General features: G+C 63.2%; 19 protein-coding genes and 3 pseudogenes. 12 read left to right on the forward strand and 10 right to left on the reverse strand.

All coding sequences use genetic code 11. The features are described 5' to 3' along the window. Nucleotides 1-163: 163 nt before the first annotated feature. The 3 genes and pseudogenes from NMG46_RS14200 to NMG46_RS14210 all read right to left on the reverse strand — a co-directional run. Nucleotides 164-553 carry an ACT domain-containing protein gene (locus NMG46_RS14200; protein ID WP_254818272.1) on the reverse strand — a complete coding sequence of 130 codons (390 nt, stop codon included), beginning with the start codon at nucleotides 551-553 and terminating at the stop codon, nucleotides 164-166. A 66-nt stretch (nucleotides 554-619) separates the two neighbouring features. Further along, on the reverse strand, nucleotides 620-817 hold the full coding sequence (locus NMG46_RS14205; RefSeq protein ID WP_254818273.1) for a hypothetical protein: 198 nt from the start codon (nucleotides 815-817) through the stop codon (nucleotides 620-622). A 232-nt stretch (nucleotides 818-1,049) separates the two neighbouring features. Next, a pseudogene (locus NMG46_RS14210) lies at nucleotides 1,050-1,481 on the reverse strand (alpha/beta fold hydrolase); the annotation flags it as partial. Between the two features lie 4 nt (nucleotides 1,482-1,485). Here NMG46_RS14210 and NMG46_RS29900 point away from each other — a divergent pair. The 12 genes and pseudogenes from NMG46_RS29900 to NMG46_RS14265 form a co-directional block, all read left to right on the forward strand. Next, nucleotides 1,486-1,808 (forward strand): annotated as a pseudogene (locus tag NMG46_RS29900) (zinc-binding dehydrogenase); the annotation flags it as partial. Nucleotides 1,809-1,949: 141 nt separating this feature from the next. Further along, nucleotides 1,950-3,224: an epoxide hydrolase family protein gene (locus tag NMG46_RS14220; RefSeq protein ID WP_254818275.1), complete on the forward strand. Its 1,275-nt coding sequence runs from the start codon at nucleotides 1,950-1,952 to the stop codon at nucleotides 3,222-3,224. A gap of 31 nt (nucleotides 3,225-3,255) precedes the next feature. After that, a complete protein-coding gene (locus tag NMG46_RS14225) occupies nucleotides 3,256-3,672 on the forward strand; it encodes an organic hydroperoxide resistance protein (protein WP_254818276.1) in 417 nt (138 codons plus the stop codon). Between the two features lie 47 nt (nucleotides 3,673-3,719). Beyond that, nucleotides 3,720-4,751 (forward strand): alpha/beta fold hydrolase, encoded by a 1,032-nt coding sequence (locus NMG46_RS14230; RefSeq protein ID WP_254818277.1) that lies wholly within the window; start codon nucleotides 3,720-3,722, stop codon nucleotides 4,749-4,751. 13 nt (nucleotides 4,752-4,764) lie between these two features. After that, a complete protein-coding gene (locus NMG46_RS14235) occupies nucleotides 4,765-5,280 on the forward strand; it encodes a cytochrome P460 family protein (protein WP_254818278.1) in 516 nt (171 codons plus the stop codon). Nucleotides 5,281-5,333: 53 nt separating this feature from the next. After that, on the forward strand, nucleotides 5,334-6,233 hold the full coding sequence (locus NMG46_RS14240) for an oxidoreductase (RefSeq protein ID WP_254818279.1): 900 nt from the start codon (nucleotides 5,334-5,336) through the stop codon (nucleotides 6,231-6,233). A 27-nt stretch (nucleotides 6,234-6,260) separates the two neighbouring features. After that, nucleotides 6,261-7,037 (forward strand): alpha/beta fold hydrolase, encoded by a 777-nt coding sequence (locus NMG46_RS14245; protein WP_254818280.1) that lies wholly within the window; start codon nucleotides 6,261-6,263, stop codon nucleotides 7,035-7,037. Between the two features lie 410 nt (nucleotides 7,038-7,447). Further along, nucleotides 7,448-9,325 carry an ATP-binding protein gene (locus NMG46_RS14250; RefSeq protein ID WP_254818281.1) on the forward strand — a complete coding sequence of 626 codons (1,878 nt, stop codon included), beginning with the start codon at nucleotides 7,448-7,450 and terminating at the stop codon, nucleotides 9,323-9,325. Between the two features lie 14 nt (nucleotides 9,326-9,339). Further along, a complete protein-coding gene (locus NMG46_RS14255; RefSeq protein ID WP_254818282.1) occupies nucleotides 9,340-9,978 on the forward strand; it encodes a response regulator transcription factor in 639 nt (212 codons plus the stop codon). Nucleotides 9,979-10,092: 114 nt separating this feature from the next. Further along, nucleotides 10,093-10,461 carry a response regulator transcription factor gene (locus NMG46_RS14260; protein WP_254818283.1) on the forward strand — a complete coding sequence of 123 codons (369 nt, stop codon included), beginning with the start codon at nucleotides 10,093-10,095 and terminating at the stop codon, nucleotides 10,459-10,461. Between the two features lie 651 nt (nucleotides 10,462-11,112). After that, entirely contained in the window at nucleotides 11,113-11,244 is a 132-nt protein-coding gene (locus tag NMG46_RS29905; protein WP_368389296.1) for a type IV toxin-antitoxin system AbiEi family antitoxin domain-containing protein, read from the forward strand. An 86-nt stretch (nucleotides 11,245-11,330) separates the two neighbouring features. After that, complete coding sequence (locus NMG46_RS14265) at nucleotides 11,331-11,624, forward strand: hypothetical protein (protein ID WP_254818284.1); 294 nt, start codon at nucleotides 11,331-11,333, stop codon at nucleotides 11,622-11,624. On the opposite strand, the pseudogene NMG46_RS14270 reads toward NMG46_RS14265, so the two are convergent. The 7 genes and pseudogenes from NMG46_RS14270 to NMG46_RS14300 all read right to left on the reverse strand — a co-directional run. Further along, nucleotides 11,611-12,475, reverse strand: a pseudogene (locus NMG46_RS14270) (IS3 family transposase); the annotation flags it as partial. The gene NMG46_RS14265 and the pseudogene NMG46_RS14270 overlap by 14 nt on opposite strands. An 83-nt stretch (nucleotides 12,476-12,558) precedes the next feature. Continuing rightward, nucleotides 12,559-14,055, reverse strand: coding sequence for an efflux transporter outer membrane subunit (locus NMG46_RS14275; protein WP_254818285.1), 1,497 nt, complete (start codon nucleotides 14,053-14,055; stop codon nucleotides 12,559-12,561). An 11-nt stretch (nucleotides 14,056-14,066) separates the two neighbouring features. Further along, nucleotides 14,067-17,210 (reverse strand): efflux RND transporter permease subunit, encoded by a 3,144-nt coding sequence (locus NMG46_RS14280; protein ID WP_254818286.1) that lies wholly within the window; start codon nucleotides 17,208-17,210, stop codon nucleotides 14,067-14,069. 8 nt (nucleotides 17,211-17,218) lie between these two features. Then, the gene (locus tag NMG46_RS14285; RefSeq protein WP_254818287.1) at nucleotides 17,219-18,505 is read right to left on the reverse strand and encodes an efflux RND transporter periplasmic adaptor subunit; all 1,287 of its coding nucleotides are present in this window, start codon (nucleotides 18,503-18,505) and stop codon (nucleotides 17,219-17,221) included. Further along, entirely contained in the window at nucleotides 18,489-21,635 is a 3,147-nt protein-coding gene (locus NMG46_RS14290) for an efflux RND transporter permease subunit (RefSeq protein WP_254818288.1), read from the reverse strand. The genes NMG46_RS14285 and NMG46_RS14290 overlap by 17 nt, the downstream gene beginning before the upstream one ends. After that, nucleotides 21,632-22,771 (reverse strand): efflux RND transporter periplasmic adaptor subunit, encoded by a 1,140-nt coding sequence (locus NMG46_RS14295; RefSeq protein ID WP_254818289.1) that lies wholly within the window; start codon nucleotides 22,769-22,771, stop codon nucleotides 21,632-21,634. Before NMG46_RS14295 ends, NMG46_RS14290 begins: the two co-directional genes overlap by 4 nt. Next, on the reverse strand, nucleotides 22,764-22,967 hold the full coding sequence (locus NMG46_RS14300; RefSeq protein WP_254818290.1) for a hypothetical protein: 204 nt from the start codon (nucleotides 22,965-22,967) through the stop codon (nucleotides 22,764-22,766). The genes NMG46_RS14295 and NMG46_RS14300 overlap by 8 nt, the downstream gene beginning before the upstream one ends. Between the last annotated feature and the right edge of the window lie 13 nt (nucleotides 22,968-22,980).

The following is a 22,980-nucleotide window of genomic DNA, read 5'->3' on the forward strand; positions in this document are numbered from 1 at the left end:
GCAATCTCAGTAGGTCCGACCGTGGAGGCGAAATGGGGCGGTCGATTTCGGCGAAAAGGCGCTATCAGTCAGGAAAGCGAAAAACGTTTTAGGGCCCCGCAAGGGATGGGCTCCGAATGCCGCACAGCAAAAAGTGTACTGTCACGGCAATTGGCAGGCCGCACTACTCTGCATTCAGCACGTGGCCGGCATTCACCAGCAGATTGCGGGCTTTCTCCAGATCGCTCGATTTCACAAGCAAGTGGTCCCCGTCGAAGGTGGAAACCACAAAAATGCCGACCCCATTGGTAGATAGAGGTTTGATTACGGACAGGACGATGCCCGTCTCGTCGAAGGCAAACGGACCCTGTAATTTGAAGCAGGACCAACCGCCCACCATTCGTACATCCTGCGGCATGCGATCTTCCAGGCAGACGATCGAAAGTTCGTCATCGGTGCGACTGATGCTGACAAACCCGCCCCCATCAGCCCACGATGGGATAGGATCGGAAGAACGCAGCCGAGCCACCCCGTATGCACCGTCCAGAGCTTGCAGCTTAACGCGAATTGACATTTGAAAATTACCTCGCCTGAGAAAACCGAAACGATGTTGCAGATTCAGAATCTTCGTGATGCGTTACTACGTCAATCTCGTCGAGCCGACCGCTTGCGGCAAGGCGTTTGAAGCAGCGGTAGGAGCCGGCTGCCAGCGCGCCAAAATAAGTGCACTGTCACCGTAGTTCATCATCCCCATGGGCTCGCGGGCGTGATCGGGATTTTCGGCGACGCATTTCTGGACCGCCGATTCCAGCGCTGATTGCCAGTTTTTTTCCGACATCGGCATCGACCGCGACGGCGTCGCTGGCCTCTGTCGGAGCCGGGAGGAAGAGGGTCCGGATACCATGTCGCGGCATCGAATCCGAATAGAACAGGCCGCGCCACCTGACCTTCATCATTGAAGCCTTTGAAATCGGCTTGCCCTGACGTGTCGAAGATCACGTCGACCGCACACGTTTTCAAGCGTCGACTTGAACTGTGGGCCGGGGCCGGGAGCCGCGCCCGCAGCCACTTCAGTTGGTGACGAACTCCAGAAGGTCGGCGTTCAGCACATCAGCATTCATTGTGAGCATCCCGTGCGCAAAACCAGGATAGGTCTTCAGTGTGCCGTTCGGCAGCAGCTTGATCGCCTTCAAAGCCGAGGCGGCGATCGGAACGATCTGGTCGTCCTCACCGTGCAGCACCAGCGTCGGCACGGTGATCGCCTTGAGGTCATCGGTCTGGTCGGTTTCCGAGAAGGCCTTGATGCCATCGTAGTGCGCCTTGGCGCTACCCATCATGCCCTGCCGCCACCAGTTCTAGATCACGCCCTCATGGACCGTCGCACCCTCGCGGTTGAAGCCGTAGAACGGGCCCGACGGGACGTCGCGGGAGAACTGCGCGCGGTTGCTGGCCAGTGCCGTCCGAAAGCCGTCGAAGACCTCCATGGGTGTTCCCTCGGGGTTGTCGTCGGGTCCTAAGACATTCCAGGGATCGCTCGACGCGCTCCGCCATTCTGGGACCTTTGCTGGTACGGGCCCGTGCTCGGCGGTCCCGGACCGTTCGACATCATGCAATTACCGAAAAGCATCTAGATCGGTTATGCGGTCTGTTCCGACCACATCCACACGCCTGAACTGCTGCGATCGCATTCGGCGCAGCTTTTCGACTGGATCATGGAGGGCAGGCTCAGTGTCCGGATCGGTGGCGAATACGGAATGGCGGACGCAGCAACCGCCCATGCCGACATGGAAAGCCGCGGGACGAGGGGCAAGCTGCTGCTGGTCCCATGACATGCGATTGGCCGATCGAGGCTGGATGGCGACGCTCTGCGACCCACAAGTGCTAGCGATCCATATCTATGTATAGCAGCCACTCGGTCCAGTCGCCTCTACCTTAAGGCAAGAAGACTTCCTGTCCCGAGAGAATGATCGATGTCCACGATGTCGCCTACCCTTACAAGACGCCACTTGCTCGCCATCTCTGCGGCTGCCGGCGCCGTTGGCCTGTTGCCGTCAAGCACGGCCGCTGCGGCTGAAAGCACAGCTATAAGACCCTTTCGCGTCGACATTCAGGAAGCAGCCATCGCTGATCTTCGTCAGCGCCTGGCGGCGACGCGTTGGCCGGACAGAGAGACCGTCACAGATCAGTCGCAGGGCGTCCAGCTTGAACGGCTTCGCGACCTCATCGAATACTGGACGACCGACTACGACTGGCGAACGATCGAGGCTCACCTCAACCGGCTGCCGATGTTCGTCACCGAAATCGACGGGCTCGAGATCCACTTCATCCATGTTCGTTCGCCACATGCCGACGCCTTGCCGATGATCATGACGCATGGCTGGCCCGGCTCGATTCTGGAGTTTCTCAAAGTCCTGGGGCCGCTCACAGATCCGACAGCCTTCGGCGGCGATGCTGAGGACGCCTTTCACCTCGTCGTGCCCTCGATCCCCGGCTTCGGCTTCTCCGCAAAGCCGACCAAGACGGGGTGGGGTTCCGATCGCATCGGCAGAGCATGGGCGCTTCTGATGCAGCGGCTGGGCTATGATCGCTATGTCTCGCAGGGCGGCGATTGCGGCTCGGTGATATCGCATCGAATGGCGTTGCAGAACGTGCCGGGGCTTATCGGCATTCACGTCAATATGCCGGGTACGGTTCCAAGCGAGATCGCGGCTATTCTGGCGGCCGGCGGGCCAGCGCCGAAAGACCTTCCCGACGATGAAGGGAAGGCGTTCGACGCGCTCGACAAATTTTACAGGGACAGTTCCGGCTATGCGGCGATGATGGTCACACGGCCCCAGACCATTGGCTATTCGCTGGTCGATTCACCACTTGGGCTTGCCGCGTGGATCTACGAAAAGTTTGCTCAGTGGACCGACAGCGGCGGACAGCCGGAGCGTGTGCTGACAAGGGACGAGATGCTCGACGACATCTCGCTCTATTGGTTGACCGCAACGGGTGCATCGGCCGCGCGGATATACTGGGAAGACCATTCCAACAACTTCAACGCGGTCGACATTCAGGCGCTTCCGGTCGCCGTGACCGTGTTCCCCGGTGAAATCTATTGTGCGCCGCGCGGCTGGGCTGAGCGCTGCTACCACAACCTCATCTACTTCAACGAGGCGGCGAACGGCGGCCACTTCGCCGCTTGGGAACAGCCGGAAATCTTCACACGCGAAATACGAGCGGCCTTCAGATCGCTGCGTTGATTGAATGGTTCTCATGGAAGGGATTCAAACGATGATCACACAACCGAAGCGGCTCTACACCGGCCGGGTCCATACCACCGGTGGCCGCGATGGCTCCTCGCGCAGCTCCGACGGCAGGCTTGACATCAGGCTTTCCACGCCTGGCGGCCGGGGCGACGGCACCAATCCGGAACAGCTTTTCGCGGCTGGCTGGTCGGCCTGCTTTGAAGGCGCGATGGCGATCGCCGCGCGCAAGATGCAGGGGGTTTTGCCCGCTGAAACGGCGATCGATGCGGAGGTCGACCTGAATTCCGGCGAGGACGGCTTCTTCCTCAGTGCGCGTCTCAATGTGAGCCTTCCCGGCCTGGATCCTGACGTAGCGCGGGCGATTGTCGATGCCGCGCATCGGACTTGTCCCTATTCGAAAGCTACGCGCGGCAACATCAAAGTGGCCATCACTCTGGCCTAACGCGCACCGCCGCCAATCCCTTCATCCCGACTCGACTGGAGCCACCAATGCAGACCGGAACCAACCCTGAATTTATCGACCTCGATCGCCGTCGCCTCCTGGCGGTCGGAGCCGCAGCCGTGGCCATGGCGCAGCTGGTGGCGGTGCGACCGGCAATGTCGCAAGCTACATCGCCAAAGGCCGCGTTCGCTGCCCTGAAGCAGGTCGATGCCGGCCTGCTCTCTGTCGGCTATGCGGAACAAGGTCCTGCGGACGGCCCCGCCGTCATTCTGCTGCACGGCTGGCCCTACGACATCCATAGCTATGTCGACGTAGCATCTCTTCTTGCCGGCGCTGGCTACCGTGTCCTCGTCCCGCATCTTCGCGGATACGGGACGACCCGCTTCCGTTCGGACGCTACTTTTCGCAACGGGCAGCAAGCCGCGCTCGGTGTCGATCTCGTCGACTTCATGGACGCGCTCGGTATCGAGAAGGCGATCCTGGGCGGCTATGATTGGGGAGCGCGCACCGCAAATGTGGTTGCGGCTCTCTGGCCGCAGCGTTGCAAGGCGATGGTTTCGGTCAGTGGCTATCTGATCGGCAGCCAGGCAGTCAACAAGGCGCCGCTTCCGCCGCAGGCCGAGTTGCAATGGTGGTACCAGTTCTACTTCGCCACGGATCGGGGCCGCGCGGGCTATGCGAAGAACACTGACGATTTCGCCAAGCTGATCTGGCGACTCGCGTCGCCGCGCTGGAACTTCGATGACGCGACCTTCGCCAGGAGCGCCGCGGCCTTTCGCAATCCCGATCACGTCGACATCGTCATCCACAATTACCGCTGGCGGCTCGGCCTTGCCGACGGCGAACGTCGTTATGACGAGATGGAGGAAAAGCTCGCCAAGGCGCCCGTGATCGGCGTTCCAACCATCACCATGGAAGGTGACGCCAACGGCGCGCCGCATCCCGATCCGGCCAACTATGCCGGCAAGTTCTCGGGCAAGTACGAGCATCGGCTTGTGTCGGGCGGCATTGGCCACGACCTGCCGCAGGAAGCGCCGGAGGCGTTCGCCAAGGCCATCGTCGACGTAGACGGCTTCTGAGGGGAGAAGCGTGATGAAACGATATATAGCCATTGCAGCCGTCGCAGCCTTGTCCGCGGCTCTTGCGATCACATGCGTGGCGATTGACAGGGCCGGCGCCCAAGAGCCTTCGCAGGCATCCCCGATCTACGGGGTGACAATTCCGGATGGATACCGAAAATGGGAGCTGGTCGCGCCCGCGCTGGAGGGCGACCCGCTGAACGAACTCCGTGCGGTCGTCGGAAACGCGGTCGCACTGGACGCCTACAGGAAAGGCACGCTGCCGTTCCCCGATGGCAGCGTTCTCGTGAAGCTGGCCTGGAAGCGAACCCAGTCGGCGGAGTTCGAATCGGCATCCGTGCCGGGAGCGCCAACGACCGTGCAGGTGATGGTCAAGGATTCGAAGAAATACGCGGCGAGTGGCGGCTGGGGTTTCGGCCGTTTCATTGATGGCAAGCCGGTCGACCTAGCGCAGCACGAGACATGTTTCGCCTGCCACGAGGCCCGCGTCCAAAACCACGACTACGTCTTCACGCGCTACGCACCATAGCCACGCGCGTTTGGTGCAGCGTGCTTGGCGGCGAAAATGGAAAGGGACAACAAATGACGCAGAGATGGCTTATCACTGGGACTTCGAGAGGAACGGGCCGCGCGCTTGCCCAAGCAGTCCTCGAGGCCGGGCATAAGGTTATCGCAACGGCCCGCAATCCCGAACATATATCCGACCTGGGCGCACGCTTCGGTGAATCAGTCAGGACCTTCCCCTTGGATGTAACTGATCCGAACGCCGCCGAGGCTGCGGTGAGGCTTGCCGTCGACACGTTCGGAGGGCTCGACGTGCTGGTCAACAACGCCGGGTATGGAAACGTCAATTCGGTAGAGGACACTGCACTGGAGGATTTTCGGAGGCAGATCGAGACAAACCTGTTCGGCACCATCATCGTGACCAAGGCCGCTATCCCCATCATGCGCGAGCAGCGCAGCGGGCACATCATCCAGTTTTCGTCGGTGGGAGGGCGTATCGGGGCCCCTGGACGCGCACCCTATTCGTCGGCGAAGTGGGCCATAGAGGGGTTCTCGGAATGCCTCGCCCGCGAAATGGGACTTGTCGGGGTGAAAGTCACCGTGATCGAGCCCGGCGGCATGCGAACCGATTTCTCCGGTGTATCGACCACCCTCAAGGAGGGCCGCCCCGAATATGATCGAGTGGTGGGCGAGACGGCCCGCATGCAGCGCAATTATGACGGTCGGCAACCGGGCGACCCGGCTCGCGTGGCCCAGGCCATCCTGAAGATAGCGGCAATGGATGATCCGCCATTCCGACTGCCAGTGGGAAGCGATGCCCTGAAGATTCTCGTGAACGCGGATCTCAGAAGGCTGGAAGAGCTGGAACGGTGGCGGGAACTAAGCCAGTGGACCGACTTCCCTCGCGACGAAACGGACGACCGGTCGGGCTCTCGGCCTGCGTCGCCGCCTTTCCTCGCTCTGAACTCCGCCGTCTAATTATCTCCAACACGAAAGGACCACACAATGAAAACCTTGCTGGCAGGGTTGGCCATCATTGCCGCCACTTTGGGCAGCGCACAGGCGCAATCCGGAAAGCCGACTGTCGTTCTGGTGCATGGCGCGTTTGCGGATGCGTCGAGTTGGAACGGCGTTGTCGCTATCCTCGAGAAGGACGGCTACTCCGTCGTGGCCGCGGCCAACCCCTTGCGTGGCGTCAAGAAAGACGGCGGCTATATAGCCTCTCTTGCTTCCAGCATCGAGGCTCCTGTCGTACTCGTCGGCCATTCGTATGGGGGTTCAGTGATCAGCGAAGCCGCCGCGGGCCAGGCGAATGTGAAGGCGCTGGTCTACGTCGCTGCCTTCGCACCGGAGGTCGGCGAAACGGCCGTGGAGCTTTCCGGCAAGTTTCCCGGCAGTTCGCTTGGCCCGACGCTCGCCAAGCCTGTCGCATTGTCCGAAGGCGGCTCGGATCTGTACATCCAGCAGGACAAGTTTCACGACCAGTTTGCAGCCGACGTCCCGGTCGGCGAAGCGAAGCTGATGGCGGCAACGCAACGCCCGATCACCGAAGCCGCTCTCAACGAACGCCAGGCCAATGCGGCCTGGAAAGCCATACCCAGCTGGTTCATCTACGGCGATGCCGACAAGAACATTCCGCCGCGGGTCTCCGAGTTCATGGCTGAACGGGCTCACGCGCGCAAAACCGTCTCCGTCAAGGGCGCGTCCCATGTCGTGATGGTGTCGCACCCTGCGGCCGTGGCGGAGTTGATCGAGCAAGCCGCAGGCGAGACAGCGCCGTGAAGCCGAGCTTCATGAGGCCGATCACCGGAAGCGGGTAGCGTCGCCGTCGGGTGGGGCGGCCAGACGGCCGATCGACTGGCTGGGTCTCGGTCTGACAATCGTGCGTCAGGCCGCCGACCTGCTCCCCCCATCCGATCGGTGGCCAGTCGGTCGAGAACGATGGCTCGGTCTTTTCGGTTGAATTGCCATTCTACCTGCCCGAAAATGGGCTGTCAGAAGGCGGTGATATGACCTGGAGGGATTTCGAGGAATGCGGCCCCTTTGCGATAAGACCTTCCAGCCGGCCGAGCCGGTGAACGCCCGTGGCCAGATGGTCGGCTGTTTTGCTCATCTGCAGTACGCCGGGCCATCTCGGCGCTCGGCTCCCCAGGTTTGCCAAGCGACTTCGGTTCACTAAACCGAGACATAGCATGAGCAACAGCGTCTACCGCTTGGCGGCAGTCCTCCTTGCGCTTGGCATCTTCCTGTTCGACGTGCTGTCGCCGCTCGAGGGAGCGATCGCGGTACTCTACGTGCTCGTCGTACTCATTGCGGCCCGCACCTCGCGGCGAGCGGACGTGTTGGTCGCCGCTGCTGGCGCCATCGTACTGACGGTGCTGGCCTATGTCATTTCCCACGGCATGGAGAGCTTCGGATCTCCCGCCTTACGCGCGGCCGTAAGCCTTGCGGCCATCGCCATCGCCACCGCGCTGGCGCTGCAGAGTCAGGCCGCCACGGAAACCCTGGCTGCGCAGGCTCGCTTGCTGAACCTCTCGCACGACATGATCTTCGTTCGCGACATCCGCGGTGTCATCACCTTTTGGAACGACGCTGCCGCGGAGGTCTATGGCTGGACCGCAGCCGAGGCGATCGGTCGGGTGGCGGACGAACTGCTCGGTACGAAATACCCTGCCGACCGGGCGGTGGTTGAAGCTGCATTGCTCAAAAGCGGGCGATGGGAGGGGATCTTGGAGCATCAGACGCGAACCGGTGCGCGGCTCGTGCTGGACAGCCGCTGGGCGATACAGCGGGACCGCCACGGAAACGGCGTTGGCGTCCTGGAAACGCACACCGACATAACGGAGCGCCAGGCAGCTCATGCAGCACTGGTCAGGAGTGAGCGGCGCTACAGGCGCATGTTCGATACAAGCCGGATCGGCGTCATTGAAGAAGACTGGAGCGCAGTCCAAGCCGAGCTTGCCAACGTAGCGCAGGAAGGGACCTCGATTGCCGACCATCTCGCCGCCAACCCGGACTTCTACATGCGCGCCAGACGGCTCATCAGAATCGTGGACGTCAATGCAGCGCTCCTGTCCATGCTTTCAGTGGATGATCGCACGCAGTTCCTGAACACGCTGGACGATGTCCTGGGTGCGGCCGATACGACTTTCCCGGGCGCGCTCGTTGCGTTTGCGCGCGGTGACGCCTTCTATGAGGGGGAGACGGAGATGGTCTCGAGCGACGGGAAGGCCGTCCCTGTGCTGTTCACCATCACCTTTCCCTCTTCACCTGACGACGGCGACAAGGCTCTGGTATACGTAGTGGACATCACGGACCGTAAGCGCGCCCAGGACGCTATCCAGCAGGCACAGGCGGAACTTGCCCACGCCGCGCGCGTCGCCACCCTCGGTGAGCTGACCGCGTCGATTGCGCACGAGGTCAGCCAGCCGCTCATGGCGGTGGTGACGAACGGCGAGGCAGGGATGCGCTGGCTCCGCCGCGATCCGCCCGAGCTCAACGAGGTGGAGTTCGCGCTCGGGCGCGCTGTCGCCGAGGGGCGAAGGGCAAGCGACATCGTGAAGCGCATCAGGGCTTTCCTGAAGAAGGCGCCGTCACATCGAGACGAACTGGCCTTGTCCGCATTGGTGGAAGACGCCGTGGCGCTCGTCCAGCGTGAGATTGCGAAGGCCAACATACAGCTCAAGATCGACCTGCAGCCTCACCTTCCCAACATACGCGGTGACCGCATTCAGCTGCAGCAAGTCCTGGTCAACCTCATGATCAATGCGGCGCACGCCATGGCCGGGCAGGACGGCGCGCGCATGCAGTTCATAACCGCCGCCAAAACCGAGGTGGACGACATCGAGATCATCGTGCAGGACACTGGGCCGGGAATACCGAATGAGCATCTTCAGCGATTGTTCGAACCGTTTTTCACGACCAAGCAGGACGGCATGGGAATGGGCCTTGCCATATGCAAGACAACGATTGAGGCGCATGGCGGGCGAATGACAGTTGAGAGCCTGCCGCGGCAGGGCGCGACGTTCCGCGTGACCCTACCCTCCGTCGATGCAAGCGCGACCGCATGAACAGGGCTAGTTCCATGAAAGTTGCTTCGTCTCCGACAGGACCATCTCCCTTTGTTGTCGTCGTCGACGACGACCCGGGCGTGCGCGACGCACTCGACAGCCTGTTCCGCTCGGTCGGGATGTCGACCTACTTGTTCGGCAGTCCGGCCGAGATGATTCAAGCCAGCCTTCCCCAGTCGCCGGGCTGCATCATCCTCGATGTCCGTCTGCCGGGCGTCAGCGGCCTGGACTTCCAGTCGCAGATGACGAAACAGGGAATCGAACTGCCGGTGGTCTTCATGACCGGTCACGGCGATATTCCGATGACGGTCCGCGCCATGAAAGCCGGCGCCGTCGATTTCCTGTCAAAGCCGTTTCGCGACCAGGACATGCTGGACGCGGTAACAAGCGCGATCGAGCGGGATCGGGTCAGGAGGGTCGAGCGCACGGAGAGCGATCGCCTGCGAGCGGAATATGAAACGTTGACGCCGCGCGAGCGCGAGGTGATGGGTCATGTCGTCGCCGGCCTGATGAACAAGCAGGTGGCGGGCGTGATCGGGCTTTCGGAAATCACGGTGAAGATCCATCGCGGCAATGTCATGCGCAAGATGGGCGTCCGCACGCTCGCGGACCTTGTTCGCAAGGCAGAGGCGCTGGGTATTTCAGGTCGCTGACCGGCGTGGTGCAAACCTCCGTATGATTTCCTTTCGGGCCAATGTGCCTCATGGATGACGGGTGGCTCTGTGGAGATGACCTGCTGCAATCGAGCGGCATGAACGCCTTTGATTATGCTCAAGATTCCCAAGATTGCGATCGTGGATGACGATGACGGAGTGCGAAGCTCGCTCGCCAGCCTGCTCAGATCTCTCGGCTATGAAGTGTGTGGCTATGCGTCGGCGCTCGAATTTCTTGACGATAAAATTGCCGACGATCCTGGCTGCATGATCACTGACATCCAGATGCCCGGAATGTCGGGCGACGAACTTCAGGCGGAGCTGATAGCAAGAGGCCGGATTTTTCCGATGATCTTCATGACGGCTTTCCCAAACGAGGCGACGCGAAACAAGGTGATGGCTGCAGGCGCCCGTGCGTTTCTGGAGAAACCAGTTGAAGCTGATGCGATTACAAGCTGCCTGGAACTACTTCCTCGAGACTAGCCAACTTCTGGCGCGCGGTTCGGGAAGTAGCACACAAAGGAGTTGCAAGTACCCCAACGATACGAGTTCAAACTCAAACGCACTCGCGCGCCCCCGGCGTCTGCTTTTAGGAACGGAGAATAGATACCCGAAAGTTCGATATTAGGCGCGAAGCAGTCGTCCAGCGACAGCCTGACAGTGGTCGCTTGGTCAATTCTTCCGGTTCTCGAGCTGGACGGTTTCGTCAGCCGAATCTATGTAACGGCTTGTTTCGGCGCGATCGCGCCGGTGCAAGTCTTTTCACAATGTCGCCGCCGAATCTGTGATGAGGGCCTTGCAAGCCTAGGCGAGGTAGGCGCTACGCCAGCTTACCGCTGACTTCGATCGGCCTCTCCGCTGTTTGCCGCCATTCTAGCACAAGTGGAGCGGATCGTAGCGCAGGGAACGCGCGCTGGCGCGCAATATCGCGCCATAGCGCAGAAGAGGCGGTGGCTCGCCGGGATCGGCGAAGCCGCGAATTACGAATTCTCCATAGCCCTTCGCCCAAATTCGCAGCAAGAACCCAAGTTGCGAAAACGCGATAGAGACCGCGCGGAAGCACTTCGCCTTGCCGGTGGTCCCACACCCTCGCTTCGGGACCGAGCTGTTGCTCTCGCTCGGAAGTGCGGTGAAGTGCGGACCTGTGACCTGACGGGCGCAGGAATACCCCGGTGTTACCTGTCCCGGATGTGCAAAGAGGGTCTGCTTGTGAAGATCGGCTACGGGCGGTATCGCGCTGCGATGGTCGACGCCGCGTCGCCTTAAGCGGCATCCAATCGAAGCGCGAATGCCTCAAGCACTGGAATCGCGCAAGTTCAAGATGTCTGAGTGCATCTTATGCGCCCGGGCATGTGGCAGCTTTGCGCCTGATCTCGGCCGTTGAAATCAGCTTCTGCATTACCTTAAAGCGGACTTTCACATACGTCGCCGGACAATCGGCTGTATTCGCGAAGCTTGCTCCATCGGAGAATGATGCGGAGGGCTCATCGCACACGCTCACAGTTGCCAGTGCGCCACCTGAAGCGGAGTTAATGATCGCCACCCGCATGCGTGATACTGCCTTTAAGCGAATGCTCGAGGTGCTGCCGATTAACGGCCGCATCCGAGTATCGGTGACGTTGCCCCCAGTTTCTATCCAGTTGTGAGTTCGTTTCCGGCGTTGGCATTGCCCTGCTGGGCGGGTGAAGCGGCGGTCGATGGCGCGGAGCCTTTGGCGTAGCGCAGCGCGATTGACCGTCGCGGATTGAAGGTGTTGGCGAACTCGTCAGGCGTCTGCCATGCGATCTGGGAGTGAGGTCGGGCGGTGTTGTAGTCCACTCGCCACAAGTCGAGTGTAACGCGCGTCTGAGCCAGCGAGGAGAACAACGTGTCGTTCAGCAGCTCGTCGCGCAAGCGGCCATTGAAGCTCTCGATGAAGCGATCCTGCATCGGCTTCCGGAGCGATGGAATGCCATTCGACACGGTTCTGATCGGCCCAGGCCAGGATAGCGTTTGAGGTGAACTCGCTGCCATTGTCGCTGACGATCATCGCCGGTAGCCCGCGCTCGCCGATGAGCCGATCCAGCTCTCGTGCGACCCGCATACCGGAGAGCGACGTGTCGGCCACCAGCGCCAGGCACTCGCGTGTGCAGTCGTCCACGACGGCGAGGATGCGGAAGCGGCGCCCGTCGGTGAGCTGGTCCGACACGAAGTCGAGCGACCACCGCTCGTCGGGACGCAGCGGCACTAGCATCGGCGCTCTGGTGCCGATTGCCCGCTTGCGACCGCCCCGGCGGCGAACGGTCAGCTTCTCCTCCCGGTAGAGCCGGAACAGCTTCTTGTGGTTCACGACCAGGCCTTCGCGCCTCAGCATCACGAGAAGGCGCCGATAGCCGAACCGGCGACGGTCCTGTGCGATCGCCTTCATCCGCTCCCGCAAGGCGCGGTCGTCCGGCCTGCTGGTCTCGTAGCGAACCGTCATGCGGCAACAGCCGATGGCTTTACACGCCCGCCGCTCATCTCGAAGGCATCCTTTGCTAGCGATCTGCTCTTTGTCGAAGCTGTGCCGTTGACCGCGTGTCCGCCTCGGTCTGAACGCACTCACCGCATGTTCGATGCCAGTCGCGGACCAGTGCGGACATCGATGATTTCGCGCCTGGCGGTGTCGATCGCGCCGTTCCAACCGCCGCCAAGCGCCTTGTTCAAGGCTATGTAATCGGTGGCGATCGAGACGCGGCTTTGCAGGACGGAGTCGTCGGCGGAATAGGCCGAGCGTTGCGCATCGAGCACGTCGAGAAGGCTGGTCTCGCCAGCCTTGTAAAGCATTCCTTCAAGCCGCGCGGCATCGCCGTACGACTTCGCGGAGGAGGTGAGCTTGCCGTTCCTGATGCGCTCCTGCGACAGCGAGACCGTGGCGTTCTCCACGTCTTCCAGCGCCGTCAGCACGGCAGCCTTGTAGGCGACGAAATACTGGTCGCGTTGGGCTTTGGCGACGTCGACGGCCGCCTGCAACTGGCCGCCATTGAACAATGGAACGCTGAGCGTCGGGCCAAAGGACCAGCCGATGGTGGAGTTCTTGCCGAGATCGCCGAGCTTGAGCGCCGTGGTGCTGATATCGCCGGTCAGGCTGACGCTCGGATAGCGCGCCGCCTCGGCCTGGCCGATCTTGGCGGTGGACTGCGCATACTGCCGCTCGGCCATGCGCACGTCCGGACGGGTGCGCAGGATGTCGGCCGGGATGCCGGTCGGGATCGGCAGGCGGGGCGCTGGGATCGGCGTTGCGTGCCTCAAGCGCTCGTTGAGGGCCGCTGGCGGCCGCCCGGTCAGCACGGAAAGGCGATGCACAGCCTCGGCATAGCTGGCTTCCAGACTCGGAACGCCGGCTTCCGTGCCGCTGGCCTGTCCTTCCGCCTTGGCTACATCCGCCGCGGTCGCCGAGCCGGCTAAGGCCATTGTGCGGGTGAGCTGGGCGGTTTGCCGCTGCGATGCGGCAGAGCGCCGGGCAAGCGCGATGCGGGCCTGATAGCCACGTGCCTGGATATAGTTTGAAGCGACATCGCCGACCAAGGTCAGCAGGGTCGAGCGTAGGCTTTCCTCGGAAGCGTCCAAGCCGTAGCTGGCGGCCTCGACGCTGCGGCGGTTGGCGCCGAAGAGGTCGAGTTCCCAACTGGCATCGAAGCCTGCCTGATACTGGCTATAGGTCTCGCTGGCTGTGGTGCCGGCGGTGGTGGCCGATACCCTGTTGCGGGTGGCCGAGGCCGAACCGTCGGCGGAGGGGAGCAACGTGCCGACCGACTGGCGGTAGCTTGCCCGCGCCTCGCGGATCTTGGCCCTGGCGGTGGCGACATCTAGGTTGCCGGCAACCGCTTCGTCCACAAGCGCGTTCAGCTCGGGATCGCGCAGGCGCCGCCACCATTGCGACAGCTGCGCCGGCTTTGCCGGCCTTGCCGCCGCCTTCTGCCCGCCCCAGCTTGCCGGCATCGCCAGCAGAGGTTTCTGGTAGTCCGGACCGACGACGCATCCCGAGAGCAGGGCGGCGGCAAATGCGGGCAAAAAGAGCCCCTTCGCGGTCGCGAGACCGCGTTCGAAACCTGTCATGGAAGAGACCTCTATTCTTGAGTGGCTGTGGCTGGCGTCCCGCTCGAATTATGGTTGGCTGCCCTGCCTTTGAAGATACGGCGGACCGTGACGAAGAGAAGCGGCACCAGGAAGACGCCGATCACGGTCGCCGCGATCATGCCGCCCATCACGCCGATGCCGACCGAGTTCTGCGCGCCCGAGCCCGCGCCGCTGGCGATCGCCAGAGGTGTGACGCCGAGGATGAAGGCCAGCGACGTCATCAGGATCGGCCGCAGGCGCTGTCGCGCCGCCTCGAGCGTCGCCTCGACCAACCCCATTCCGGCGGACTGGTGCTCGATGGCGAACTCGACGATGAGGATGGCGTTCTTGGCGGCAAGACCGATCGTGGTGAGCAGGCCGACCTTGAAGTAGACATCGTTGGTCTGGCCGAAGAGAGTGGCCGCCGCCAGCGCACCGAAGATGCCGATCGGCACCGACAGCATCACCGCGAAGGGGATCGACCAGCTTTCATAGAGCGCCGCGAGGCAGAGGAACACGACCAGCGCCGAAATCGCGTAGAGCGACATCGCCTGGTTGCCGGAAAGCTTTTCCTGATGCGACAGCCCCGTCCATTCATGCGAGTACCCGGCAGGCAGTTGCGCGACCAGCCTGTCGATCTCGTCCATGGCGGCGCCCGAGCTTTGACCGGCAGCCGCGGCGCCCTGGATCTCGACCGCCGCCGAGCCATTGTAGCGTTCGAGGCGGGGCGATCCGTAGGTCCAGTGGCTTGAGGCGAAGGCCGAGAACGGCACCATTGCGCTACTCGAGTTACGGACCTGCCATCTTTCCAGGTCGTGCGGCTGCATGCGGAACTCTGGAGCGGATTGCAGATAGACCGGCTTGACGCGGCCGCGATCGATGAAGTCGTTGACGTAGTCGCTGCCCCAGGCGGTCGACAGCGTGTCGTTGATGTCGGCGAGGCTAATGCCCAGCGCGCTCGCCTTCTCCTGGTCGATATCGACCGAGAATTGCGGCTGATCCTCCTGGCCGTTGGGACGAGTGTTGGCGAGTAGCTTGCTCTTTGCGGCGAGACCCAGAAGCTGGTTGCGCGTCTGGATCAGCGCCTCATGGCCGGCGCCATTGACGTCCTGCAGATAGAAATCGAAGCCGTTGGTGTTGCCGAAACCCTGGATGGCGGGCGGGGCGAGCGCGAAGACCTGGGCGTCCCTGATCCTGGAGAAGGCGCCCATGGCGCGGCCGGCGACCGCCGATGCGGAAAGCGCCTTGGTCTTGCGCTGGTCGAAATCCTTCATCCGCACGAAGGCGATGCCGACATTCTGCCCGGCGCCGCCGAAGCCGAAGCCGGAAGCCGTGAACACGCCTTCGACCGCGTCCTTCTCTTCGTTGAGATAGTGGTCGGTCACCTTGGCGAGCACGCGTTCGGTGCGATCCTGCGTTGCGCCGGCCGGCAGTGAAGCGCTGGTGATCAGGATGCCCTGGTCCTCGTCGGGCAGGAACGAGCTCGGCAGACGGGCGAACATCCAGCCCATGGCAAGGACGATCGCAAGGAACACGGCAAGGAAGCGCCAGGGACGGTTGATGATGCCATGCGAGCCGTCGCGATAAGCGATCGTGCCGCGGTCGAAGAGGCGGTTGAACCAGCCGAAGGGGCCCCGCTGCGTCGCATGGTCCTTTGGCGCGCGCAGGATCGTGGCGCAAAGCGCCGGCGTCAGCACAAGCGCAACCAGTACCGAGAGCACCATCGCCGAGACGATGGTGACCGAGAATTGCCGGTAGATAATGCCGGTGGAGCCGCCGAAGAAAGCCATCGGCACGAACACGGCCGAGAGCACCGTGGCGATGCCGATCAGCGCGCCGGTGATCTCGTTCATCGACTTGCGCGTCGCTTCCTTCGGCGGCAGGCCTTCCTCCTGCATCACGCGTTCGACATTCTCGACCACGACGATGGCGTCGTCGACGAGCAGGCCGATGGCCAGAACCATGGCGAACATGGTGAGCGTGTTGATCGAATAGCCGAAGAAGGAGAGCACGCCGAACGTGCCGAGCAGCACCACCGGCACGGCGATCGTCGGGATGATGGTGGCGCGCAGGTTCTGCAGAAAAAGCAGCATCACCAAAAACACCAGCACGATCGCTTCGGCGAGCGTCTTCACCACTTCCTCGATCGACAGGCGCACGAAGGGCGAGGTGTCGTACGGGTAGACGACCTCGACGCCTTGCGGGAAGGTCGAGCTCAGGCGGTTGATGGTCGCGCGCACTGCTTCTGCGGTGTTGAGGGCATTGGCGCCGGTCGCCAGGCTGACGGCGACACCGGCGGCCGGCTTGCCGTTGTAGTGGGCTTGGGTGGTGTAGCTTTCGGCGCCGATCTCGACCTTGGCGACATCGTTCAGCCTGACCAGCGAGCCGTCGGTGTTGCTCTTCAGGATGATGTTGCGGAACTGCTCGGCGGTCTGCAGCCGGCTCTTCGCCGTTACCGTGGCGTTGAGCTGCTGTCCCTTGAGTGCCGGCAAAGCGCCAAGCTGTCCTGCCGAAACCTGGGTGTTCTGCGCCTCGATCGCCGACGACACGTCGCTCGGCATCAGCGCATATTTGGAGAGCTTGTCCGGGTCGAGCCAGATGCGCATGGCGTAGCCGGAGCCGAAAAGCTGGGTGGAGCCCACACCTTCGACGCGTTTCAGCTTGTCGTTGACGGTTGAGTCGACATAGTCGGCGAGGTCGGTCGAGTTCATCTTGCCGTCGCTGGAGACGAAGCCGATGACCATCAGGAAGCCGGTCGAGGATTTGGAGACGGTGATGCCGTTGTTCTGGACGACCTGCGGCAGCTGCGACTGCACCAGCTGCAGCTTGTTCTGCGTCTGCACCTGGGCGGTGTCCGCGTTGGCGCCGCTGGTGAAGGTCAGAGTGATCGAGGCCGAACCCGTCGAGGTCGAGGTCGCCGTCATGTAGTCGAGATTGTCGATGCCGGTCATGCCCTGTTCGATGACCTTGGTCACGGAGTTCTCGACCGTCTGTGCATCCGCGCCGGGATAGCTGGCGCTGATGTTGACGGTGGTCGGCGCGATCTGCGGATATTGCGAGATCGGCAGCGATCGGAGCGCCAGCAGGCCGCCCAGCATGATCACGATGGCGATCACCCAGGCGAAGATCGGCCGGTTAATGAAGAAGCCGGACATGATTTGCCTCAGTTGCTGCTTGAGGCGCCTTGCGCCGGTTTCTGTCCGCTATCGGCTGCTTGCACGGGAGCCGGCGCGGCCGAGGACTGATGCTCTTTGACCTCGCCGGTCGTCGGGTCGATCGTCACTTCGACCGGCGTCGCCTCCGCTCCGGCCTTCACGAGTTGCGTGCCTTCGACGATGATACGCTCGCCGTCACTGATACCCTGATCCACCAGCCAGTCGTTGCCGACGCTGTTGCGCACACTGAGAATGCGTTGTTCAACTTTGCCGTCGGCATTAACGACCATGGCTGTCGGCTCGCCCTTGGTATTGCGGGTGACGCCGCGCTGCGGCACCAGATAGCTGTTCGGTGCCACCGCCGCCTCGACGATTGCGCGCACATACATGCCTGGCAGCAGCAGCCGGTCGGGATTGGGGAACTGGGCCCTCAGCCCGAACGTGCCAGTGGTCTCGCTGACATTGGCCTCGGCGAATTCCATCTTGCCGGTCTGCGAATAGATGGTGCCGTTCTCGAGCTTCAGCTTCACGCTGACACCTTCGCCGTTGAACTTCAGCCGCCCCTCGGCAATTGCTTGGCGCAGGTCGAGAAGGTTGGTGCTCGATTCCGTGACGTCGACATTGATCGGATCGAGCGTGCGTATGGTGGTGAGGGCATCGGTCTGGTTTGCCGTCACAAGGGCTCCAGGCGTCAGCGAGGACTTGTCGACGCGCCCGCCGATGGGCGCGATGATCTTCGTGTAGGCCAAATTGATGCGTGCAGTCTCGACGCTTGCTTTGGCTGACGCAACTTCGGCCTTGGCCTGCGCCAGCGAGGCGGCGGCGTCATCATAATCCTGCTTGCTCACCGCATTCTGACTGATCAATCCGGCATAGCGGTCGAACTTCGCCTGCGCGCTCGGCACCGCTGCCTCGGCTTTCTGCTCGGTGGCGATCGCGCTGTCATAGGAGGCCTGGTAACTCGCCGGACCGATCTGGTAGAGCGCATCGCCCTTGGCAACCTCGCTGCCCTCCTTGAACAGGCGCGACTGGATGATGCCGTCGACCTGAGGGCGCACCTCCGCAACGAGGGAGGCGACCGTGCGGCCCGGCAGCTCGGCGGTGATCGCGACCGATTGCGGATGCAGCGTGACGACGCCGACCTCAGGCCTGCCGGCGCCTCCCATGCCGGGTGGCACCTGGCTCTTCTCCTGCGAACAGGCCGCTAGCAGAAGCGCGGCGCACAGGATTCCCGCCCAGGGAGACAGGCGGCGTAGCCTTGCCGGCGATGGAGAACGATCAGGTTGGGTATGCATTGGCTGGATTTTTCCCTGGAGTTGTGGTCCTCGCCCGGCCGTCCGCGCCGGGCGGTTCGACCAACAGCTTGCCGAGGTGACGGGCGAGGAAATGCTGGATGTCGTCCATGAAGGTGTAGACCACCGGCACATAGACGAGGCTGAGCACGGTCGAGGAGAGGAGCCCGCCGATGACGGCGATTGCCATCGGCGCACGCGTCTCGGCGTCGGCGCCGATGCCGAGCGCGATCGGCAGCATGCCGGCGCCCATGGCGATCGATGTCATGACGATGGGGCGAGCTCGCTTGCGGGCGGCGTCGAGCAGTGCCTCGAAGCGGCTCATGCCGTGCTCCTTCTCGGCGACGAGAGCATACTCGACGAGCAGGATCGAGTTCTTGGCCGCGATGCCCATCAGCATCAGTATGCCGATCAACGGTGAGATGCCGAGCGCCTTGCCGGTAACGAGCAGGAAACCAAGCGCGCCGCCGACCGACAGCGGCAACGCGACCAGGATGGTCACCGGCTGGACGAAGCTGCGGAAGAGCAGCACCAACGTCAGGTACATCAGGATAATGCCCGCTGCGATCGCGGTCGCGAAACCAGAGAACAGCTCCTGCATGCGCTGGGCATCGCCGCGCGCAAGCTCATGCACGCCGGCAGGCAGGCTTTTCATGATCGGCAGCGCGCGAATGGCGGTGGTCGCCTGGCCGAGCGTCAGGCCGGAAAGGTCGGCCTCGACCGTGGCGCTGCGGCTCCTGTCGACGCGCGTGATGCTGTTCGGGCCGGCGTTGAAGCCGATATCGGCGACGGCGCCAAGCGGAACGACGCCCTTGGTGCCGGTCAGCGGCAGCATGGAGAGCTTTGCCGGATCGTCGATGGCGCCATCGGGCAAGGTGACGATGATCGAGACCTGACGGTCGCCGAGATTGAATTTCGCCAGGCTGGTGTCGGTGTCGCCGATAGTGGCGATCTTGACCGTCGCGGCAATCTCGGTCGGCGTAACGCCGAGCTCGGCAGCCTTGGCGCTGTCGGGCCGCACGATCAGCTCGGGCTTGGTGGTGGCTGCCGTCGATGTCGGATTGATCAGTCCGGGAACCGATTTCATCCCGTCGATCAGCGCATCGCTTGCCTTTTCGAGAGCTTCGCCATCGTCGCCGACCAGCGTTATCGACACCTTGGCGCCGGAGAAGCCGTCGGCGCCGAACTGGATGCGGGCGCCTGGAATGTCGTTGAGCTTCGGAGAAGCCTCGGCCTCGAATTGCTGCTGGCTCATGGTGCGTTCGGCGCGCGGCTTCAGGTTGACCGTGACGGTCGCCGTGCGCACCTCGGCCGAGCTCGAGCTTTGGTTCGGCCCGCCTCCCGAAGAGGCGGCCGTGCCGATCGTGGCAAACACGCTGTCGACGGCCGGCTCCTTCTTGAGCCGCCTGGTGATGTCCTGCACCACCGCCGTGGTCTGCTCGATGGTCGAACCGGGCTGCAGCTCGACCGAGATCATCGAGCGGCCGCGATCCGCCGCCGCCATGAATTCGGTCGGCAAGTGCGTCGCCAGCATCATCGAGCCGGCGAAGAAGGCGATGCCGGCAACGAGCGCGATCCAGCGATGGTCGAGCGCCTTGCGCAGCAGCCACAGATAGGCAGGTACCCAGGCCGGCATGTCGCCTTCTTCGTGGCCGCCGGCGCGCACCAGATAGGCGCCCATCAGCGGGGTGAGCATGCGCGCCACCAGCAGCGAGAACAGCACCGAGACACAGACGACGACGGCAAAACTCAGGAAGAATTTGCCTGGAATGCCGGACATGAAAGCCACCGGCAGGAAGACTGCGACGATGGTCGCGGTGGTTGCCACCACGGCAAGCCCGATCTCGTCGGCCGCCTCGATCGCCGCCTGATAGGCGCTGACGCCGGTCTGGCGCATATGGCGCACGATGTTCTCGATCTCGACGATGGCATCGTCGACAAGGATACCGACGACCAGCGAAAGCGCCAGCAGCGTGATGTTGTTGAGCGAGATGTTGAAGGCCGCCATCACCGCGAAGGTCGGGATCAGCGACAGCGGCATCGCCACAGCCGACACCAGCGTCGCCCTGATGTCGCGCAGGAACAGCCAGACCACGCCAATGGCGAGCAGCGCGCCGAGCCACAAGGCTTCGAAGGCGGCGTCGTAGCTTTCCTGGACGAAGCCGGACGAGGAGGTGACTTCGGTGAACTTCGCGACGGTGGTCTTGGCGCCCATGTCGGCGATCGCGGCGCGGGCGGCCTCGACCACGTCAATCTCGCTCGAACCGACCGATCTGTAGATGTTGAAGGCGACGACCTGCCGGCCGTCGAGATAGGCCGCCTGGCGCGGCTTTTCCCAGCTGTCGACGACGGTGCCGAGGTCGGAGAGCTTGACGTCGCCGGCGCCGCTCAGCGCGATGCGGGTGTCGGCCAGCGCTTCGACGGTCGTGGCGCTGGCCAGCGTGCGCACCGACTGCTCCTGACCGCCGATATTGGCGCGGCCGCCCGGCTGGTTGACGTTGTTGGAGGCCAGCGTCTGGCTGACGTCGCCGGCGCTGATGCCGAGAGCGGCGAGGCGGTCGGGGTCGAGCTCGACGCGGATGACGCGGTCGACGCCGCCGGAACGGGTGATCTTGGAGACGCCGTCAACACCGAGCAGGACCTTGGCGACGTCATTGTCGATGTACCAGCTCAGTGCGTCGGGCGACATGGTCGGCGCCTCGACGACGAAGGTCAGCACCGAATTGCCGGTTGCGTTGACCTTCGCCACGACCGGCGTCTGGGCCGCGGCCGGCAGACTGGACTGCACGCCGGAGACGGCGTTGCGGACATCGTTTGTCGCAGTCTCGGGATCCGTGCCGAGGGTGAATTCGACGGTGGTGACGGATGAGCCTTCGCTGATCGAGGTCGAGACGTCGTCGACGCCTTCAAGGGTTGCCACCGCGTTTTCGATCACCCGCGCGACCTGGACTTCCATTTCGCTCGGCGCTGCGCCCGGCTGCGCCACGGTGACCGTGACGGTCGGCAGGTCGATATCGGGCATGTTGTTGGTGCGCAGCTGCATGAAGCCGTAAACGCCGGCAACGCTGAGCGACAGGAACAGCACGATGGTCGGAACCGGATTGCGGATCGACCAGGAGGAGATGGCGTTCATTGCGCCGGGTCCGCCGTGCTTGCGGCATCGGCCGCCTTCGTCTCGTCGTCGGCGACACGCACGAGATTGCCGTCGTTGAGGAAGCCGGCGCCGGCGACGACGACGCGGTCGCCTTCCGACAAGCCGCTTTCGATGGCGACGCGGCCGTTCTGGCGCGTGCCCGTGACGACTGGACGCTCGGTGACCTTGCCGTCATCGCCGACGACGAACACAGCCGGTTTGCCGGCATGCCAGACCAAGGCCGTTTCGGCGACGGTCAGCTGCCGGGAAGCCGTCGTCTCGATCGTGACGCGGGCGAACATGCCGGGCTTGAGGCCCGAGCCTTCGCCGATGGCGACATAGACGGTGGCGAGCCGGGTGGTCGAGTTGACCGTCTCGGCTATCTGGGAAACGCTGCCGGAAAAGGCGCGGCCGGCCGCGTCGACGATGTTGGCCGGCTGACCGGCCGAGATTGCCGCGAGATCCTTTTCAGGGACTAGCGCGCCAACCTCCAGCCTGCCGTCGCGGACGATCTTCATCAGCTCGGTGCCGGCCTGGACGATGGAGCCTTTCACAGCCGGCTTGCTGGAGACGATGCCGTCGAACGGGGCGCGGATGGTCGTCCTGTCGAGTTGGGCCTGCAGCCGCTCGGCCGCGGCTTGGGCCTGATCGACACTGGCCTTGCCGGTCTTGACGGCGGTCGCCTTTTCCTCGGCGGTCTCTGCGCTGACGGCATTGCTGGCCAGCAGCTTGTTGGCGCGTGCGGCGGCCGACAGCGCGGAGTCGAGCGTCGCCTGCGCTTGGGCGACGGCCGCCTTCTCTTCGGCGAGCTGGGCCTTGAGAAGCGAGTCGTCCAACCGCGCGACGACATCGCCGGCTTTCACATGATCGCCCTCCGCCACCAGAACCTCGGTCAGGCGCAGGCCGCTCTCTTCCGCGCCGATCGTCGCTTCCTGCCAAGCGGCGACGGTGCCGGTCGCGCTGACCGAGGATGTCACCGTCTGGGGGACCACCTTCTCCACGGAAACCGTAAGTGTCGCCGCCGACGCTGGTGTCTGCGTGGCCGGTACGGGCGCCGTGCGACCATAGGCCTTGAGCGCGGCGACGGCGGCCACCACGACAAGCAAAGCCAGCAGAAGAAGATATCGTTTACGCAATTTTGCGGTCATCGTTCTTGATGTTGGGCGAGGCGATTGGGAGTGTCAGGCGATAAGCGGCGAAGCTCAGCCGAATCGCTCCCGTCAGCGCCTGGTTCGGCAGGATCCGCTGGCTGGCATTAGCGCCGGGGCGGATCGTCAGGGGCGAGCCCAGGGAGGCAAGCAGCCGCAGCATCATCAGGGCTTCCCACATCATAATGCGTTCCATG

The sequence above is a fragment of the Mesorhizobium sp. LMG 17147 genome, from assembly GCF_024297145.1.
GTDB lineage: Bacteria > Pseudomonadota > Alphaproteobacteria > Rhizobiales > Rhizobiaceae > Mesorhizobium.

What these genes read in the sequence shown, in the direction of transcription:
- NMG46_RS14220 (WP_254818275.1), top strand. Translation starts at nt 1,950, where the DNA reads ATGTCCACGATGTCGCCTACCCTTACAAGACGCCACTTGCTCGCCATC.
- NMG46_RS14285 (WP_254818287.1), bottom strand. Translation starts at nt 18,505, where the DNA reads ATGCATACCCAACCTGATCGTTCTCCATCGCCGGCAAGGCTACGCCGC.
- NMG46_RS14200 (WP_254818272.1), bottom strand. Translation starts at nt 553, where the DNA reads ATGTCAATTCGCGTTAAGCTGCAAGCTCTGGACGGTGCATACGGGGTG.
- NMG46_RS14235 (WP_254818278.1), top strand. Translation starts at nt 4,765, where the DNA reads ATGAAACGATATATAGCCATTGCAGCCGTCGCAGCCTTGTCCGCGGCT.
- NMG46_RS14245 (WP_254818280.1), top strand. Translation starts at nt 6,261, where the DNA reads ATGAAAACCTTGCTGGCAGGGTTGGCCATCATTGCCGCCACTTTGGGC.
- NMG46_RS14225 (WP_254818276.1), top strand. Translation starts at nt 3,256, where the DNA reads ATGATCACACAACCGAAGCGGCTCTACACCGGCCGGGTCCATACCACC.
- NMG46_RS14290 (WP_254818288.1), bottom strand. Translation starts at nt 21,635, where the DNA reads ATGAACGCCATCTCCTCCTGGTCGATCCGCAATCCGGTTCCGACCATC.
- NMG46_RS14205 (WP_254818273.1), bottom strand. Translation starts at nt 817, where the DNA reads ATGTCGGAAAAAAACTGGCAATCAGCGCTGGAATCGGCGGTCCAGAAA.
- NMG46_RS14260 (WP_254818283.1), top strand. Translation starts at nt 10,093, where the DNA reads ATGCTCAAGATTCCCAAGATTGCGATCGTGGATGACGATGACGGAGTG.
- NMG46_RS14255 (WP_254818282.1), top strand. Translation starts at nt 9,340, where the DNA reads ATGAAAGTTGCTTCGTCTCCGACAGGACCATCTCCCTTTGTTGTCGTC.
- NMG46_RS14240 (WP_254818279.1), top strand. Translation starts at nt 5,334, where the DNA reads ATGACGCAGAGATGGCTTATCACTGGGACTTCGAGAGGAACGGGCCGC.
- NMG46_RS14275 (WP_254818285.1), bottom strand. Translation starts at nt 14,055, where the DNA reads ATGACAGGTTTCGAACGCGGTCTCGCGACCGCGAAGGGGCTCTTTTTG.
- NMG46_RS14300 (WP_254818290.1), bottom strand. Translation starts at nt 22,967, where the DNA reads ATGATGTGGGAAGCCCTGATGATGCTGCGGCTGCTTGCCTCCCTGGGC.
- NMG46_RS14280 (WP_254818286.1), bottom strand. Translation starts at nt 17,210, where the DNA reads ATGTCCGGCTTCTTCATTAACCGGCCGATCTTCGCCTGGGTGATCGCC.
- NMG46_RS14230 (WP_254818277.1), top strand. Translation starts at nt 3,720, where the DNA reads ATGCAGACCGGAACCAACCCTGAATTTATCGACCTCGATCGCCGTCGC.
- NMG46_RS14250 (WP_254818281.1), top strand. Translation starts at nt 7,448, where the DNA reads ATGAGCAACAGCGTCTACCGCTTGGCGGCAGTCCTCCTTGCGCTTGGC.